Origin of the sequence: Nonomuraea sp. NPDC052129 (genome assembly GCF_040680095.1) — a bacterium.
Classification (GTDB): domain Bacteria; phylum Actinomycetota; class Actinomycetes; order Streptosporangiales; family Streptosporangiaceae; genus Nonomuraea.
Genome location: NZ_JBFAVX010000009.1, coordinates 160614 through 175395 on the forward strand (window position 1 = coordinate 160614; position 14782 = coordinate 175395).

At 70.6% G+C, this 14782-nt stretch carries 12 protein-coding genes; 3 read left to right on the forward strand and 9 right to left on the reverse strand.

Going from position 1 to position 14782, the window contains the following annotated elements; translation table 11 throughout:
- The first annotated feature begins 110 nt into the window (after positions 1 to 110).
- Complete coding sequence (locus tag AB0L53_RS22085) at positions 111 to 701, forward strand: TetR/AcrR family transcriptional regulator (protein WP_363996661.1); 591 nt, start codon at positions 111 to 113, stop codon at positions 699 to 701.
- Here the strand turns inward: AB0L53_RS22085 and AB0L53_RS22090 are convergent.
- The 3 genes from AB0L53_RS22090 to AB0L53_RS22100 all read right to left on the reverse strand — a co-directional run bounded on the left by AB0L53_RS22090 (position 660) and on the right by AB0L53_RS22100 (position 4155).
- Positions 660 to 1724, reverse strand: a complete 1065-nt coding sequence (locus tag AB0L53_RS22090; RefSeq protein ID WP_363996664.1) for an acyl-CoA dehydrogenase family protein — start codon at positions 1722 to 1724, stop codon at positions 660 to 662. The genes AB0L53_RS22085 and AB0L53_RS22090 overlap by 42 nt on opposite strands.
- Positions 1721 to 2881, reverse strand: a complete 1161-nt coding sequence (locus AB0L53_RS22095) for an acyl-CoA dehydrogenase family protein (protein WP_363997048.1) — start codon at positions 2879 to 2881, stop codon at positions 1721 to 1723. Before AB0L53_RS22095 ends, AB0L53_RS22090 begins: the two co-directional genes overlap by 4 nt.
- Positions 2882 to 2952: 71 nt before the next feature.
- Positions 2953 to 4155 (reverse strand): acyl-CoA dehydrogenase family protein, encoded by a 1203-nt coding sequence (locus AB0L53_RS22100; protein ID WP_363996667.1) that lies wholly within the window; start codon positions 4153 to 4155, stop codon positions 2953 to 2955.
- A gap of 107 nt (positions 4156 to 4262) precedes the next feature.
- Between AB0L53_RS22100 and AB0L53_RS22105 the strand changes: the two genes are divergently transcribed.
- Positions 4263 to 4841, forward strand: coding sequence for a GNAT family protein (locus AB0L53_RS22105; RefSeq protein WP_363996670.1), 579 nt, complete (start codon positions 4263 to 4265; stop codon positions 4839 to 4841).
- A 13-nt stretch (positions 4842 to 4854) separates the two neighbouring features.
- Positions 4855 to 7386, forward strand: coding sequence for a hypothetical protein (locus AB0L53_RS22110; protein WP_363996672.1), 2532 nt, complete (start codon positions 4855 to 4857; stop codon positions 7384 to 7386).
- Here the strand turns inward: AB0L53_RS22110 and AB0L53_RS22115 are convergent.
- The 6 genes from AB0L53_RS22115 to AB0L53_RS22140 form a co-directional block, all read right to left on the reverse strand.
- The gene (locus tag AB0L53_RS22115; protein ID WP_363996675.1) at positions 7383 to 8273 is read right to left on the reverse strand and encodes a DMT family transporter; all 891 of its coding nucleotides are present in this window, start codon (positions 8271 to 8273) and stop codon (positions 7383 to 7385) included. The two genes, AB0L53_RS22110 and AB0L53_RS22115, sit on opposite strands and share 4 nt — an antisense overlap.
- 162 nt (positions 8274 to 8435) lie before the next feature.
- A complete protein-coding gene (locus AB0L53_RS22120) occupies positions 8436 to 8810 on the reverse strand; it encodes a VOC family protein (protein WP_358539972.1) in 375 nt (124 codons plus the stop codon).
- 45 nt (positions 8811 to 8855) lie between these two features.
- Positions 8856 to 11036, reverse strand: coding sequence for an accessory Sec system translocase SecA2 (secA2, locus tag AB0L53_RS22125; RefSeq protein WP_363996678.1), 2181 nt, complete (start codon positions 11034 to 11036; stop codon positions 8856 to 8858).
- A 167-nt stretch (positions 11037 to 11203) separates the two neighbouring features.
- Entirely contained in the window at positions 11204 to 12172 is a 969-nt protein-coding gene (locus tag AB0L53_RS22130; protein WP_363996681.1) for an EamA family transporter, read from the reverse strand.
- Between the two features lie 170 nt (positions 12173 to 12342).
- Positions 12343 to 13155 carry an SAM-dependent methyltransferase gene (locus AB0L53_RS22135; protein ID WP_363996684.1) on the reverse strand — a complete coding sequence of 271 codons (813 nt, stop codon included), beginning with the start codon at positions 13153 to 13155 and terminating at the stop codon, positions 12343 to 12345.
- Between the two features lie 96 nt (positions 13156 to 13251).
- Positions 13252 to 14697, reverse strand: a complete 1446-nt coding sequence (locus AB0L53_RS22140; RefSeq protein ID WP_363996687.1) for a zinc ribbon domain-containing protein — start codon at positions 14695 to 14697, stop codon at positions 13252 to 13254.
- Positions 14698 to 14782 lie beyond the last annotated feature (85 nt).

The following is a 14782-nucleotide window of genomic DNA, read 5'->3' on the forward strand; positions in this document are numbered from 1 at the left end:
CTGAGTCAATTAATACCCCACCTGACCCCAACGGAAGCAAGGGGACCCTAAGGTGACGGAAATAGCACCTGCGGGAATCCATCAACCGACCAGTCGGTATGCTGTGACGCGTGAAGGAAGAACCGGTACGCAGGAGGCTGCTGAGCGAGGCGACCCGGCTGTTCGCGGAGCGGGGCTTCGAGGGCGCGTCCGTGCAGGAGATCGTCGTGGCCGCCGGCGTCACCAAGGGCGCCATGTACCACTATTTCGACTCCAAAGATGATCTGCTGCACGAGATCTACGCGCGCGTGCTGCGCATGCAGATGGAGCGCCTGACCCACATCGCCGACGGCCCCGGGACGGTCGCCGAGCGGCTGCACGCGGCGGCGGCCGACGTCATCGAGACCACCACCGCGAACCTCGACGACTCCAAGATCTTCTTCCGCTCGATGCACTTGCTGGCGCCCGAGACGCGCAAGACCGTACGCGCCGAGCGCCGCCGCTACCACGAGCGCTTCCGCGACCTGGTGATCGAGGGCCAGCGCGAGGGGCTGTTCAGCGAACGCGTCCCGGCCGAGCTGGTCGTCGACTACTTCTTCGGCTCGGTGCACCACCTGGGCAGCTGGTTCCACACGGACGGACCGCTCACCGGCGCCCAGGTGGGCAAGCACTTCGCCGACCTACTGCTGACCTCGCTCGGGGCCGGGCACGTCGGCGAGTGAGGCCAGCGCCTCCCGGTGGTCGCCGGGCGTGCCGAGCGCCGTCTCTGTGGCCTTGGCCCGCTTGAGGTAGAGGTGCAGGGGATGCTCCCAGGTCATCCCGATCCCGCCGTGCAGCTGGAGGGCCTCCTCAGCCGCGTGTACGGCCACACCCGCGTTCCACGCCTGGGCCACGGCGACCGTCACGGCCGAATCGTCACCGGCGGCGGCACGCGCGGCGGCCCGCGCCCTGACCACGTCAAGCCAGAGATCGGCCAGCCGATGCTTGATCGCCTGGAACGACCCGACCGGGCGGGCGAACTGGTGGCGTTCCTTGACGTAGGCGAGCGTGGTGTCCAGGCACCACTCCGCCACCCCGAGCTGCTCAGAGGCGAGTAGCCCGGCACCGGACCGCAGCACCTCGACCAGGTCGCACGGGCCCAGCGACCGCGCGGGCGCCGCCGAGAAGGTGACCGTCGCGACCGGCCGGGTCAGGTCCAGCGACGGTACGACCTGGACGGCGGCGTCGGCGGCCTCGACCGCGTACAGCTCGCCGCCGACCGGCACCAGCAGCACGTCGGCCACCTCCGCCCCCGCGACCGCGGACACGGTCCCGGACAGCGTCCCGCCGTCCAGGCTCACCGACGAGCCCCGCCCCGGCCGGTACGGCGAGGCGGCGAACGACACCACCAGGGCCGCGGTCGTCCGCCCCTCCGCCAGCCCGCCCAGCAGATCGGCCGAGCCCGTCGCCAGCAGCGCCTGGGTGGCCAGCACAGCACTGGTGAAGAACGGCACTGGCGCGACACCCCGGCCGAGCTCCTCCAGCACGACACCGGCCTCGCGGGCCGACGCGCCCGCCCCGCCGTACTGCTCGGGAATGAGCAGGCCCGCCACCCCGATCTCCCCCGCGAGCGTCTTCCACAGGTCGAGGTCGTAGGGGTCGGACTCCACCCGCTTGAGCACCGCGGCGGGCGGACAGCGGTCGGCGAGCACCCCGCGCACGGCGGCGCGCAGTTCCTCCTCGACCTCCGAGTACAGCAGGGTCATCGTGGCAGGTCCTTCCAAGGGACATCCTTGTCGACGCGGGGTTCTGAGGGCAGGCCGAGCACCCGTTCGGAGATGATGTTGCGCAGGATCTCCGAGGTGCCGCCCTCGATCGAGTTGCCCTTGGCGCGTAGGTAGCGGTAGCCGGCGCCACGCCCGTAGAAGTCGAGGTCCTCCGATCGGCGGAAGGTCCAGTCGTCGTAGCCGAGGTCGCGCCTGAGCTCGATGTCGAGGCCGGACAGCTCCTGGTTCAGCTTGGCGAACGACAGCTTCATGCCTGACCCCTCCGGACCGGGGTGCCCCGCGACGAGCTGTTCGCGCAACCGCACGCCGGACAGGCGGGTCACTTCCGCCTCGACCCACAGCGACAGCAGCCGCTGGTGCAGGTCGTGGGTGCGCAGCTCGGGATGTTCGCGCCAGGTGTCGAGCACCGGGCCGATCATGCCGCCGCCGCGCCGGACCGGAGCGCCGCCGATCGCGACGCGCTCGTTCATCAGTGTGGTCTGGGCGACCCGCCAGCCGTCGCCGACCTCACCGAGCCGCAGGTCGTCGGAGAGCCGCACGCCGGTCAGGAAGACCTCGTTGAACTCGGCCTCGCCCGTGATCTGCCGCAGCGGGCGCACCTCGACGCCCGGCGCGTGCATGTCGCAGATGAAGTACGTCATGCCGCGGTGCTTGGGCACGTCCGGGTCGGTACGGGTGACGAGGATCGCCCACCGGGCGTGATGCGCGCCGGAGGTCCAGACCTTCTGGCCGTCGACGACCCACTCATCGCCGTCCCTGACCGCCCTCGTGCCCAGCGTCGCCAGGTCGGACCCCGCGCCCGGCTCGCTGAAGAGCTGGCACCAGATCTCCTCGCCCGTCCACAGGGGCCGGAGGAAGCGGCGCCGCTGCTCCTCGGTGCCGAACGCCAGGACCGTCGGCGCCGCCATGCCCAGGCCGATGCCCTGCACGCCGGTGTTGAGCTGCGGCGTGTCGGCGAGCTCCCGCTCGACGACCTGCTGCAGGTCACGCGACACGCCCAGGCCGCCGAGCCCTTCGGGGAACCAGACCCAGGCCAGCCCGGCGTCGAACCTGGCCCGCAGGAACTCCAGCCGGTTCTTTGGATCATTGGCGCCGAGGAGCGCGTCGACGCGCTCCTTGATCTCCTCCTCGTTGATCTCCTCCTCGTTGATCTCCTTCTCGTTGATCTCCTTCTCGTTGATCTCCTTCTCGTTGATCTCCGCCTCGTTCACATGTACCTCTTCAGTTCGCGGTAGGCGAGTGAGCGCTTGTGCACCTCGTCGGGGCCGTCGGCCAGGCGCAGCGACCTGGCTCCCGCCCAGAGCCCCGCCAGGGGGAAGTCCTGCGAGACGCCGCCCGCGCCGTGCACCTGGATCGCCTTGTCCAGGATCCATTCCACGGCGATCGGGGTCGAGATCTTGATGGCCTGGATCTCGGTGTGAGCACCCTGGTTGCCGACGGTGTCCATGAGCCAGGCCGTCTTGAGCACGAGCAGCCGCAGCTGCTCGATCCGGATGCGGGACTCGGCGATCCACTCCTGGATCACGCCCTGCTGGGCGACGGGCTTGCCGAACGTCGTACGCGCCAGCGCGCGGCGGCACATCAGCTCGACGGCGCGCTCGGCCATGCCGATCAGCCGCATGCAGTGGTGGATACGGCCCGGCCCGAGCCTGGCCTGGGCGATCGCGAAGCCGCCGCCCTCCTCGCCGATCAGGTTGTCGACCGGCACCCGTACGTCCTCGAACACGATCTCGGCGTGCCCACCGTGGTCGGCGTCGCTGTAGCCGAACACGTGCATGCCGCGCTTGATCTGCATCCCGGGCGTGTCACGCGGCACCAGGACCATGCTCTGCTGGCGATGCTTGGGCGCCTCGGGGTTGGTCTTGCCCATGAGGATGAAGATCTTGCAGGCGGGGTTCATCGCGCCGGAGATGAACCACTTGCGGCCGTTGATGACGTACTCGTTGCCGTCGCGGGCGATGGAGGTGGCGATGTTCGTGGCGTCGGAGGAGGCCACGTCGGGCTCGGTCATCGCGAACGCCGAGCGGATCTGCCCGTCGAGCATCGGTTGCAGCCACTCCTTGCGCTGCCACTCGTTGCCGAACATGGAGAGGACCTCCATGTTGCCGGTGTCGGGCGCGGCGCAGTTGGTGGCCACCGGGGCGAGGTTGGGGCTGCGGCCCATGATCTCGGCCAGCGGCGCGTACTGCAGGTTCGTCAGCCCCGCGCCGTGCTCTCCCGGCAGGAACAGGTTCCACAGGCCGCGCTTCCTGGCCTCGTCCTTGAGGTCGGCGACGAGCGGCGGGGAGCTCCATCCGCTGGTCGCGGCCTGCTCCTCGAAGGCGGCTTCGGCTGGATAGACGCATTCGTCCATGAAGAGCAGCAACCGTTCACGCAGGTCCTCGGTGACACTGTCGAAGGCGAAGTCCATACCCCGGAGCCTACCGACCGGCCGGTATGAGTGTCGACAGGTGGTCGCCGAGAAACCGGCTCAGGTGGCCGTAAAGGCGATCCGGATCTTCTTTTAGGGTGACCGCTATGACCGCGAACCTGCCCTCCCCTGTGGTGCTCGAGAACGACGTCGTCCGCCTTGAGCCGTTGACGATGGAGCACATTCCCGACCTGTTCCTGGCCGGCGGCGGGGATGAGGAGGTCTGGCGCTGGATGCCCGCCAAGCCGCCGCAGGCGGAATCGGAGCTGGCGGGGCTCGCTCAGGGCCTCATCTCGGACGACAAGCACATCCCGTTCGCGGTCGTGCTCAGGTCGTCGGGGCTGGCCGTCGGCTGGACCACGTACGGCGACGTGCCCGGGTTCGAGAAGAGCATCGAGATCGGCTGGACCTGGTACGGCCGGACGGTCTGGCGTACGGCGGTCAACACCGCCTGCAAGGTGTTGCTCATCGACCATGCTTTCGACAAGCTGGGCTACAACCGCGTCTTGCTCAAGACGGACGTCCTCAACCTACGTTCGCAGAACGCCATCAAGCGCATCGGCGGTGTGCACGAGGGGACGCTGCGCCGCCAGCGCAGGAGGCCGGACGGCACCTGGCGTGACACGGTCTATTTCGGCATCCTCGAAGAGGAGTGGCCGGACCACCGAGCTCGCCTGATCCGTTAGCCGAAAGGGCCGCATGACTGACCGGCTGGGGGGCTACTGGTTAGGCTCCCGGCTCGGCGGTGCCGTCCATGACGCCTACGACGAGTCGGGCACTCGATATGCGCTCACCCGCCTCCCCGCGCAGCCTCCGGGCCCCGTCAAGGCGGCCTTACAGGTCCGGTCGCTGTGCGTCGCGCGGGTGGTGGACGCCTGTCTCGACGGGGACGCGCCGTATCTGGTCAGCGAGTACGTCCCCGGGCCGACGCTGGCGGAGGTGGTCGGGCGGCGGGGGCCGTACGGCGGGGACGACCTGTACCGGCTGGCGGCGGCCACGGCGACGGCGCTGGCGGCGATCCACGAGGCCGGGGCGGTGCACGGAGGGCTCACGCCGGACCGGGTCGTCCTGGGGGCCGAGGGGCCGCGGCTGGTCGGGCTTGGGGCCGCGGCTGACGGGAGTGGGCCGCCGGGGGATGTGCGGGATTGGGGCAGGCTGCTGGTGTTCGCGGCATACGGCCCCGCACCACCCGACGGCCTGGACCCGTCGCCGGGCCAGCCCCCCGATCGGCCCGGTCGGCCCGAGCGGCTGCTTGACCGGTTTGCTCGGCCGCTTCGGGAGCTTGTGCTGGCGGCGCTGCGCCGGGATCCGGACCGGCGGCCGAGCGCGCATCAGCTGCTGCTGTCCCTGCTCGACGTGCCGCAGTCACAGCAGGGGCGCCTGCTCCCGCCGGAGCCGGTGGACGACCCGCCGTTGGGCGCGCGAGCCGAACGCCTCTACCTCCAGCTCAGCCGCGCAGACCAGGACCTGGTGCCCGAGGTGTTCCTGCGCTTGGTCGGCATGGCGGCCGACGGCACCGACACCCGCCGTCGCGCCACCCGTACCGAGCTGGTCACCGGCCGCCCTCCGGAACAGGCCGCCATGGACCGGGTCCTCAGGGCGTACACGGAAGCGGGGCTGATCGACCAGAGCGACACCGGCGCGGACAGCGTGGTCACCGACCAGAGCGGCACCGACGCGGACAGGGTGGTCACCGACCAGAGCGGCACCGACGCGGGCGGCCTGGTCATCGCCCAGGCGGCGCTCCTGCGGGCCTGGCCGCGCCTGCACGAGTGGCTGGACGCCGAACGCGACGGCCTCGCCGTACACCGCGACCTGACCAGCGCGGCGCGGCGGTGGGAGTCTGGCGGCCGACGGGAGACGGACCTGTTCCAGGAGGAAGACCTGGACCGGGCGCTGGCGTGGGCGGCGAGCGGGCGGCGGCGCGTGACGTTGAGCGCCGCCGAGCAGGCGTTCCTGGACGGCGGACGCGCGCTGGTACGCGGGCGAGCCCGCGGTCGGCGGCGGGCCATGGCGGCCTTGGCGTCGGTGACGCTCGTGGCGGTCCTGGCGGCGGTCGTCGTCGCCGTCTGGCGCGAGGGCAGCGCCGACGGGCGGCTGGACCAGGCGATGGCGAGGGTGGCGGCGTCCAGGGCGCGGGCAATGCGGGCGGCCGATCCGGTGACGGCGCGCCGGTTGAGCCTGGCCGCGTGGCGCCTGGCCCCGGTCGCGGAGGCCCGTGCCGCGCTGGCGGACTCGGCGGCCGATCCGGCGGTGGACGTGTTCGCCGACCCGTACGGCGGTCCGCACTCGCTCGACGCCCTCAGCGACGACGGCACCCGGCTGGCCGCGCTGACCGACGGGACGATCCGGGTCTACGACCCCCTTTCCCGCAGGCAGCTGGCCATGACCGCCGGTCCCGCCCAGAGCGTACGGGCGCTGGCCTGGTCCCCCGACGGCCGGACACTGGCCCTCGTCGGCGTCGACCGGTCCTACCTGTGGGACACGACTTCGGGCGCGGGCGTGGGACGGCCCTTCGGCCGGGGGCTGGGCGCGCCGGGACAGCAGGCGGCCTGGTTCAGTCCGGGAGGCGGGCTGCTGTTCGCCGCGGCCCGCCAGTCGGGCGAGCGATGGGCCTGGAACTTGCGGACCGGCCGGGCCGCGTTCGTCGGCCAGTACGCGGTGGTGGGGCCGCGTGACAAGGTGGGGCTGGTGTTCGCGGGAACGCGTTCGGAAGTCGTCCGCCTGTCCGGCCGTGGCGCCCGTACGCCGGCGCCCTGGCTGGATCGGATGCCGTGGGAGTACACGGTGTTCAGTCCCGAGGGTGAACGGGTGGCGATCGCCGAGGAGACCGGGGTGCAGATCTACACGCTGGACGGCGTGCCCATGCTCCCGGTGCGGCTCCGGCCCTCTCCCGGCAGCCTCACCTTCAGCGCCGACGGCCAGCTCCTGGCCAGCACGGACAGCGACCGCGTGCGGGTCTGGCGGGTCTCGGACGGCACCCGCCTCACGGACCGCCAGGTCCCGGCGGCCGGCGCCGACCGTCCCGTCCAGGCCGCTCTCGCGCCGGGCGGACGCTGGCTGCGCGTACTGGCCGGCCACGGCACGGTCCTCACCATCGACCTCGCCCACGCGACCCCGCCCCCGGATCCGGCCGGGTCGGCGGCGTCGATCTGCGGCCGGTACGGAGGGCTGTCCCAGACTGATTGGGACCGTTATCTGGCAGAGGTGCCGTTTCGACCGGTGTGCTAGCTCGGGGTCAGCTCTGAGGTGGTGGTCAATGAACGAGATCCTCGGGTGGCATCCACCCCGACAGGCTGGGAGTGATCAGGGGCCAGCCGCCCGAGTGTGATCGTCCCCCCGATGGTGAGTGCGGCCGCCAGCATGGCCGGGACCGCCGTGGACGGGCTGGTCGGGAGTGGTTCGCCGAGGAGGATCGCGCCGGCGAGCACCGAGGTGATCGGGTCCACGACCTGTACGCCCGCGTACGCGATGCCGAAGTAGCCCACCGCGTAAGAGCGCTGCAGCATCACGACCGCGCCGACCAGCAACACAGGTATGACGAGTGTGAACCAGTGCAACAGCCTGCCCCAGTCCCCGTTCATGCCACCGCCGACCGCCCGGACGAACGTTGACACGCTCGCGGTCACGGCGCCGGCGCCCACGGACAGGACGAGGGCCTTGCCGGGTCCGCGCAGCCGGTTGGCGACCAGTTCGGCGGCAAGCACGATCAGGCCGATCACGACGATGAAGCCGATCGCGGCCCAGCTGCCGAGACTCGGCCTGACGTTGTGCGCCGGGACCAGCACCATGAGCCAGAGCAACCCGACGGCCACCGCGATGGAGCCGAGGATCTCCGCCTTGTACGGGCGGCGGCCGTACATCAGCGCGGCGAGCGGCACCGCGAACACCAGAGTGGCCACGCTGATCGGTTGTACGGCGACCAGCGGCGCGAGGCTCAGCGCCACGGCGTGCAGGGACGCGCCGACGAAGCCGATGACCCCGCCGATCCACCAGCGGGGGCGCTTCACCAGTCTGAGGGAGGCGCCCTCCGCTACGGCTTCATACTGTTGCAGCGCCGCACCGAACGCGTATCCGAGTGCCCCGGCCAGCGCGATCACGAGACCGACCCAGGTCATCGGCGCCCGCGCAGGGACATGGATCCTTCCAAGAGCATTGCACCAGCTTATGAGGGAAGCTAAGTGCTTGAATCATCCTTTTGGCCAGACATCCCTCATCACGGACGTACCTGGTCCATCATCCCAGCCACGCAGCGGGACGACGGGACGTGTCAGGATTTTTCAGGACTTCTCGGGGCAGACGCAGAACGCGTGCCCCTCTGGGTCCTGCATCACGATCCACCCGACCTTCCCGTCCGTGACCCCGGGCTGGAACGCGGGCTTCGTCGCCCCCAGAGCGATGTACTCCTCCACCGCCCGCTCCACGTCCGGCACCCGGAAGTCGAGATGGAACTGCTTGTCCGAGCTGGGCCACTCCACCGGCTTGCGGTCGGCGACGCGGCCGAAGTAGATGTTCGTCGTCCCGTCGCCCACCGCGGCGTACTCGTCCTCGGAGTATTGGATGTCCAGCCCGGTCACCTGGTGCCAGAACTCGGCAAGCCTCTTGGGCTCGGCGCAGTCGATGGTGAAGGCGATGAGCTTCGCGTGAGTTGTCATGATGGAAGGCTCGCAGGCGTACCTGCCATCTTCTGTCAGGTATGCCTAGCCGCGACGAGTGGCCGATGTCACACGCTTGAGGATCCGGTCCCACTCCGTACCGAACGGGTTGTCCTGCACCAGATAAGTCCAGGTCGCGGTGGGGCGCTTGAGGTCTGGCTCCGGCGCCTCGAACGATTCGACCGAGCGGCGTTCGACCTCCGACAGCAGCGACTTGTACTCCGCCACGGCCTCCCGGTGGAACTCGTCGATCGGGCTCATCCGGCCGAGCGCCCGCAGGTGGATGCCTTCGCGCAGGTCGGTCAGGAACGCCAGGTGCTCGGTCCAGCAGCGGTCGATCGCGTGCAGCACGATCTGCCTGGCCGTCTCGTCGCGGGTGTCCTCCGGCAGCGCCTCCCAGCGCTCGGGGTCGGCCTCGGCCAGTGCCTTGGCCGCCGAGTCGCCGTGCAGGACCTTGTCGCGCCACTCCAGGATGAGCTCGCGCTGGTGTTCCAGCAGGCGGGTGTAGCGCCACGTGTTGCGGTGGATCTCCAGGTTCACGCCCTCGGCGACCCGCTGGGCGTGGGCCACGAGGTAGGGGCCGCGGCGGTGGCGTACCAGGCCGTCAGCGTCGGCCGCTGGCGGGCGCTCGTCGGGGACGAACTGGGTGATGAGGTCGTCCTGCATGCTGACGAAGAACACCGAAGCGCCGGGATCGCCCTGACGGCCCGCGCGACCGCGCAGCTGATCGTCCAGGCGGCTGCTCGCGTGGCGGCCCGAGCCGATCACGTACAGGCCGCCCAGCTCGGCCACGCCGTCGCCGAGCCGGATGTCGGTGCCGCGGCCGGCCATCTGGGTGGAGACGGTGATGGCGTCGCGCTCGCCGGCCTTGGCGATGATCGCGGCCTCTTCGGCGTCGTTCTTGGCGTTGAGCACGACGGGCTCCAGGCCGCGCCGCTGTAGGAGCTTGGCCAGGTTCTCCGACTCGGCCACGTCCAGCGTGCCGATGAGGATGGGTCGGCCGGTGGCGTGCGCCTCCTGGATCTCCTCGACCAGCGCGGCGTCCTTGTCCGGAACGGTCGGATAGATGCGGTCCGGCTCGTCCTTCCTGACGCACGGCCGGTTGGGCGGGATCACCGCGACCTTGAGCCCGTAGAACTCGCCGAGCTGCTCGCTGACGGCGACCGCCGTGCCCGTCATGCCAGAAATCTGCGGATAACGCCGGATCAGGCCCTGGACGGTGATCGAGTCGAGAATCTCGCCCTTCTCACTCGGCGGCAGCGTCTCCTTGGCCTCCACGGCCGCCTGCAGGCCGTCGGGCCAGCGCTGGAGCACGGCCACCCGGCCACGAGACGGGTTGATGAGCTGGACCTTGCCGTCGCGGACGATGTAGTCGACGTCGCGGGTGAGCAGGGCGTGGGCGTGCAGGGCGAGGTTGAGCTCGATCAGCGTGCCGGGCTCGTTCTCGTCGTACAGCTCGACGTCCAGCATGCCCTCGACGCTGTCGGCGCCCTTGGTCGTCAGGTAGACGTTGCGCGCCTGGTCGTCGATCTCGTAGTGGTAGCCCCGGATCAGCTGCCTGACCAGCGCGGCCATCTCGGGCACCGCGCTGCCCTCGTCCGCCGCCCCCGCCATGACCAGCGGCACCCGCGCCTCGTCCACGAGCACCGAGTCGGCCTCGTCGACCAGCGCCACCTCGGGCGCGGGCACGATGATCTCCGCCGCGTCAGTACGCAGCCGGTCGCGCAGCACGTCGAAGCCCATCTCGCTGACGGGTCCGTACGTCACGTCCTGCGCGTAGGCCGCGCGCCGCTCGTCGGGCGTGGAGTTCTGGTCGATCCAGCCCACCGAGACGCCCATCGCCTCGTAGAACGGCGCCATCCACTCGGCGTCGCGCCTGGCCAGGTAGTCGTTGACGGACATCACGTGCACGCGCTTGCCCTGCAGCGCGTAGCCGGCCGCGGCCATCGCCCCCGACAGCGTCTTGCCCTCACCGGTCGCCATCTCGGCGATCTGCCCGTCGAGGAGGGCGAGCGTGCCCAGAAGCTGCACGTCGTACGGCCTGAGCCCGAGCGTCCGGTCGGCCGCCTCCCGCGCTACGGCGCAGAACTCCGCCAGATCATCCATTTTCGGCCTGGGCAACTCTTCGAGCGCGCTGACGCGTTCGGCTCGTTCGCCCGCCGCCTTGACGATCTTTTTGTACGGGCTGAGGTTCACCCCGCCCGGACGATCCAGGAGGTTTCTCACTATTCCGGAAATCGACGCCACAATCCCTCCAACGCATGCTTTGTCAGCGCCGTTCCCATTTAGTGTCAAGTGCGCTCAATCGGGAGCGGAGCGACGGTACGGCAAGCATCGCCGTACCGGACCCTAACTCATAGGACGCCCGCAATCGCCACTCCGCTCCGCGACCACTAATCCTTCTCTGTAGTACGCCCTGCCTGAACGGCCGGAACCACCACCGCCGCCAGCAGCAACGCGCATCCGCACCATGCCATGAGCGTGAGCCGCTCACCGAACAGCACCACGCCGAGCACGGCCGCGCCAACCGCCTCGCCGAGCGAGATGATGGAGACGGTCGTGGCGTTGAGCGCGGTCAGGGCGCGGAAGAACAGCCCGTACGCGAGCGCGGTCGGCACGGCGCCCAGGTAGAGCAGCAGGGCGACAGGGGCCACCCCGATTGTCGGCAGCACCCCGTCGACCAGGGCGAACGGGGCCAGGCATGCGGCCGCGACGGCGAATCCGCCCATGGCCGTGCGCTGGGGGTCGTCGCGGTGGTGGCGCGAGTAGAGGGTCACGCCGGCGTACCCGGCCGCGGACACCAGAGCCAGCGCGATCCCGGCCGTCCGCCCGCCGCCGACGCTCTCCCCGGACAGGGCGTTCTCCCCCGTGAGGAGGAGCAGGCCGCCCAGCGCCGCGGCCAGCGCGGCGAGCGCGGTGCGGGTGATGCGCTCCCCCAGGAGGAAGCGGCTGCCCAGAGCGGTGAACACCGGCGTGGCACCCATCGTGACCACCGTGGCGATGGCCACGCCGGACTGGGCGATCGCGCCGAAGTAGGCCGTCTGGTAGACGGCCATCCCGACGCCGACGACCAGAACCCGCCGGTCGAGACGCCCCCGCGGAAGCCCGCCGAGATCACCCGGCCGAACGACGACTGGCCGAACAACGACCGGCCGAACGGCGGCTCGCCGGACGGCGGTCGCGGTGAGGCGGGTGGTGACGTACAGGAAGGCAGCGCCCAAAAGGTAGCGCCAGAACGAGACGTCGACGGGGCCGAGCCCGCCCGACTGGAAGAGCAGGGAACCGGCGGCACCGCCGGTGCCCCAGGCGGTCGCGGCCACGGACATGAAGAAGGCGCCCCGCCGCGCGGAGACATGGGACATGACTGATCTCTCCGGATGGAGTGGTGGAAGTGGGCCCGGCGCGCGGGCAGCAGCCACCCCCAGATCTGGTCAGATCCGGAGAAATCGGGAAAAGCCGCCCGCTACTCGGCGGGCGGAGGGGAACAGATCAGTCGACGCGGCACGACGCCCACTCTAGTGCCGGCAGCGATTCAGCGAGGTTTGCGCGCCACGCCGCCCAGCAGGAGCGCCTCCCACGTGGCCAACGGCCCCGGCAACCGCTCATCAGGCCGCCACTCCGGGAAGTGCACCACCCCGGGCTCCTCCAGCACCAGCCCGTCGAAGAAGCGCTCGACCTCTTCCCGCGACCGGAAGTAGCCCGTTCCCATCGTCGCGTGCAGCATGGCTTCCAGCGCCTGGGCCTGCGGGCTGACCGAGGCCAGCATGTTGGACGCCGCCAGGTAGCTCCCCGGCGCCAGGGCGTCCATGTACCGCTTGACCAGCCCGTGTGGGTCGTCCTTGTCGGGGAACAGGTGCAGCAGCCCGATGGCCATCAGCCCGACGGGCTGCGAGAGGTCGATGAGCCGCGTCAGCCTCGGATGCCGCAGCACGGCCGCCGCGTCCCTGGCGTCCTCGGTGATCGCCAGCGCGTTCTCGTTCCCGTTCAGGATCGCCCGCGCGTGCGGCTCGACCATGGGGTCGGAGTCGACGTACACGACCCGCACGGAGGGGTCGGCGAACTGGGCGACCTCGTGGGTGTTCTCGATCGTGGGCAGCCCGGACCCCAGGTCGATGATCTGCCGGATCCCGGCCTCACGGACGAAGAAGTCGACGACCCGGCCGACGAACGCGCGGTTGCACCAGACGAGGTTCACCACCTCGGGCACCGCCTCTTTCAGGCGGCGGGCGATGGCCCGGTCGGCGGCGAAGTTCTCGGTGCCGCCCAGGAGGGCGTCGTGCACCCGCGCGACGCTCGGCGTGGTGCTGTCCACGCCGGGAGGCGCCCACTCGGACCCGAGAGTCACCTGTCCCCTTTCACCTCATCTGTGACGCGGATGTTATCCGCTAGCTGGCCATTCCGAAACTGCTGGCCACCTCATTGGGCTGCCGCCGGGGAGCCATCAGGCGCTTGAGCGCGGGCGCGATTCTCTGGGACTATCAGCGTCTTGAATTCTCTGTGGTTCCCTGAAGGAATCAGGCAACCCGGACGGGCGTGGCCTGCTTTGGGCTGCCCCGGTGCTCGGTGAGTGTGAGCACGGGGTGGCTTTGGCGTGGTGGAAGCCGGTCCGGTGGTGAGAGTTCCTGACATGCCCTGTCCGGTACGGCTGGTGCCGTCCCGACTTGGGTGCATGGCCCGCCGGACGCTGCCCACTCCCTGGAGGGGGTGGGGCGGGCACCGTGCGCCGGTCGGGCACACGGCTGGACGTCATCGCTTGGTCGGCCGGGTTGTTCGCTGAGCGGCCGGCCGAGGTGTTGATCGGGTTGTTGAGGGTGCGGGTGGGCCGTTTCGGGGTGGGCCGGTTCTTGGACCGGTCGCGTGCTGCCGGGCGGGGGTGCAGGTCGGTTCGGGTGCGGCGGGCGCGGCGGGCGGCGCGGGTGGGTTTGCGGGTTCGGCGGGCGCGGGCCACGTTGCCTTCCACGATGGCGGCGATGGTGCGGGTGCCGGTGGAGTGGTGGGTGCGGGTGGCTTTTTGGCCGAGCAGTCCACGCGAGACGATCCGCTCGGCCGCCGCCCGGTCTCGATCACACGACAGGCCGCACGCCGGGCAGTACGCCCACGTCCAGCCCTTCTCGGTGAGCCGGTCGGGGGCCGGGCAGTGGGTGAGCGGCGACGTGCCGGTCCCGCAGCGGGGGCAGTAGCGGGAGGTGCCGCGCGCCGGGATGGTGACCACGGCGATGGTGTGCTTGGCGGCCAGGTGTCGGATCGCTTCGACGATCTGCCCGCGTACCTGCCCCGACAGACGCGCGTTCACGCGTCCTCGGCGGCCGCGCGCTTCCAGGGTGGCCAGGTCTTCCAGATAGATGACCGTCGCCCCAGCGGCGCTGGCCTGGTCGACCGCCCAGCGCGCCGCCGACCAGGCCAGCGCCTTGTTCAGATACCGGATGCGGGCGCACAGCCGCTCGTGCTCAACCCCGATGCGCTGACAAGCCGCGGCCAGCTGGGCGAAACGGGGATCGGCGAGCGTGATCCGCGCCAGGAGCCGTTCCTGGTGTCGGTGTTTGGCAGCCAGGTGCTGCCGCTCGGCCCGCAACCGACCCAGCTTGGCGCAGATGCCGCGCGCATGATAGGTGAGCGGCCGCCCGTCGCCGAGCACCCCGCTCTCGGTCAACTGCCCTACCGTCCCGGTCAGCAGCGTGTTGAGGCCCCAGTCGAAGCCGCACCCGACCTTATGGCCGGTAGCGGGCGCGACAGTGATCGGGATCTGGAACGGCAGATCGACGCGCACCCGGCCCTTGCTCACCCGCACAGTGGGGGCGCACAGCTTCGCTTCCGGCGCGATGGTCGGCGGCAACGCCAGGGGCAGCACATGCCAGGCCCAGTCCCGGCCGCAGGCGGGAGACTCCACCAGGGGAAGCCGCACCCGCAAGCGCGCGCCGCGGCTGCCCCAGCCCGGTCAGCCAGGCGACCCGCCGCACCAGCACACCCTGCGC

Excerpts from the sequence above, each read along its gene's own strand:
- AB0L53_RS22120 (WP_358539972.1), bottom strand. The coding sequence starts at position 8,810 with ATGACAACTCACGCGAAGCTCATCGCCTTCACCATCGACTGCGCCGAG.
- AB0L53_RS22110 (WP_363996672.1), top strand. The coding sequence starts at position 4,855 with ATGACTGACCGGCTGGGGGGCTACTGGTTAGGCTCCCGGCTCGGCGGT.
- AB0L53_RS22090 (WP_363996664.1), bottom strand. The coding sequence starts at position 1,724 with ATGACCCTGCTGTACTCGGAGGTCGAGGAGGAACTGCGCGCCGCCGTG.
- AB0L53_RS22130 (WP_363996681.1), bottom strand. The coding sequence starts at position 12,172 with ATGTCCCATGTCTCCGCGCGGCGGGGCGCCTTCTTCATGTCCGTGGCC.
- AB0L53_RS22115 (WP_363996675.1), bottom strand. The coding sequence starts at position 8,273 with ATGACCTGGGTCGGTCTCGTGATCGCGCTGGCCGGGGCACTCGGATAC.
- AB0L53_RS22105 (WP_363996670.1), top strand. The coding sequence starts at position 4,263 with ATGACCGCGAACCTGCCCTCCCCTGTGGTGCTCGAGAACGACGTCGTC.
- AB0L53_RS22100 (WP_363996667.1), bottom strand. The coding sequence starts at position 4,155 with ATGGACTTCGCCTTCGACAGTGTCACCGAGGACCTGCGTGAACGGTTG.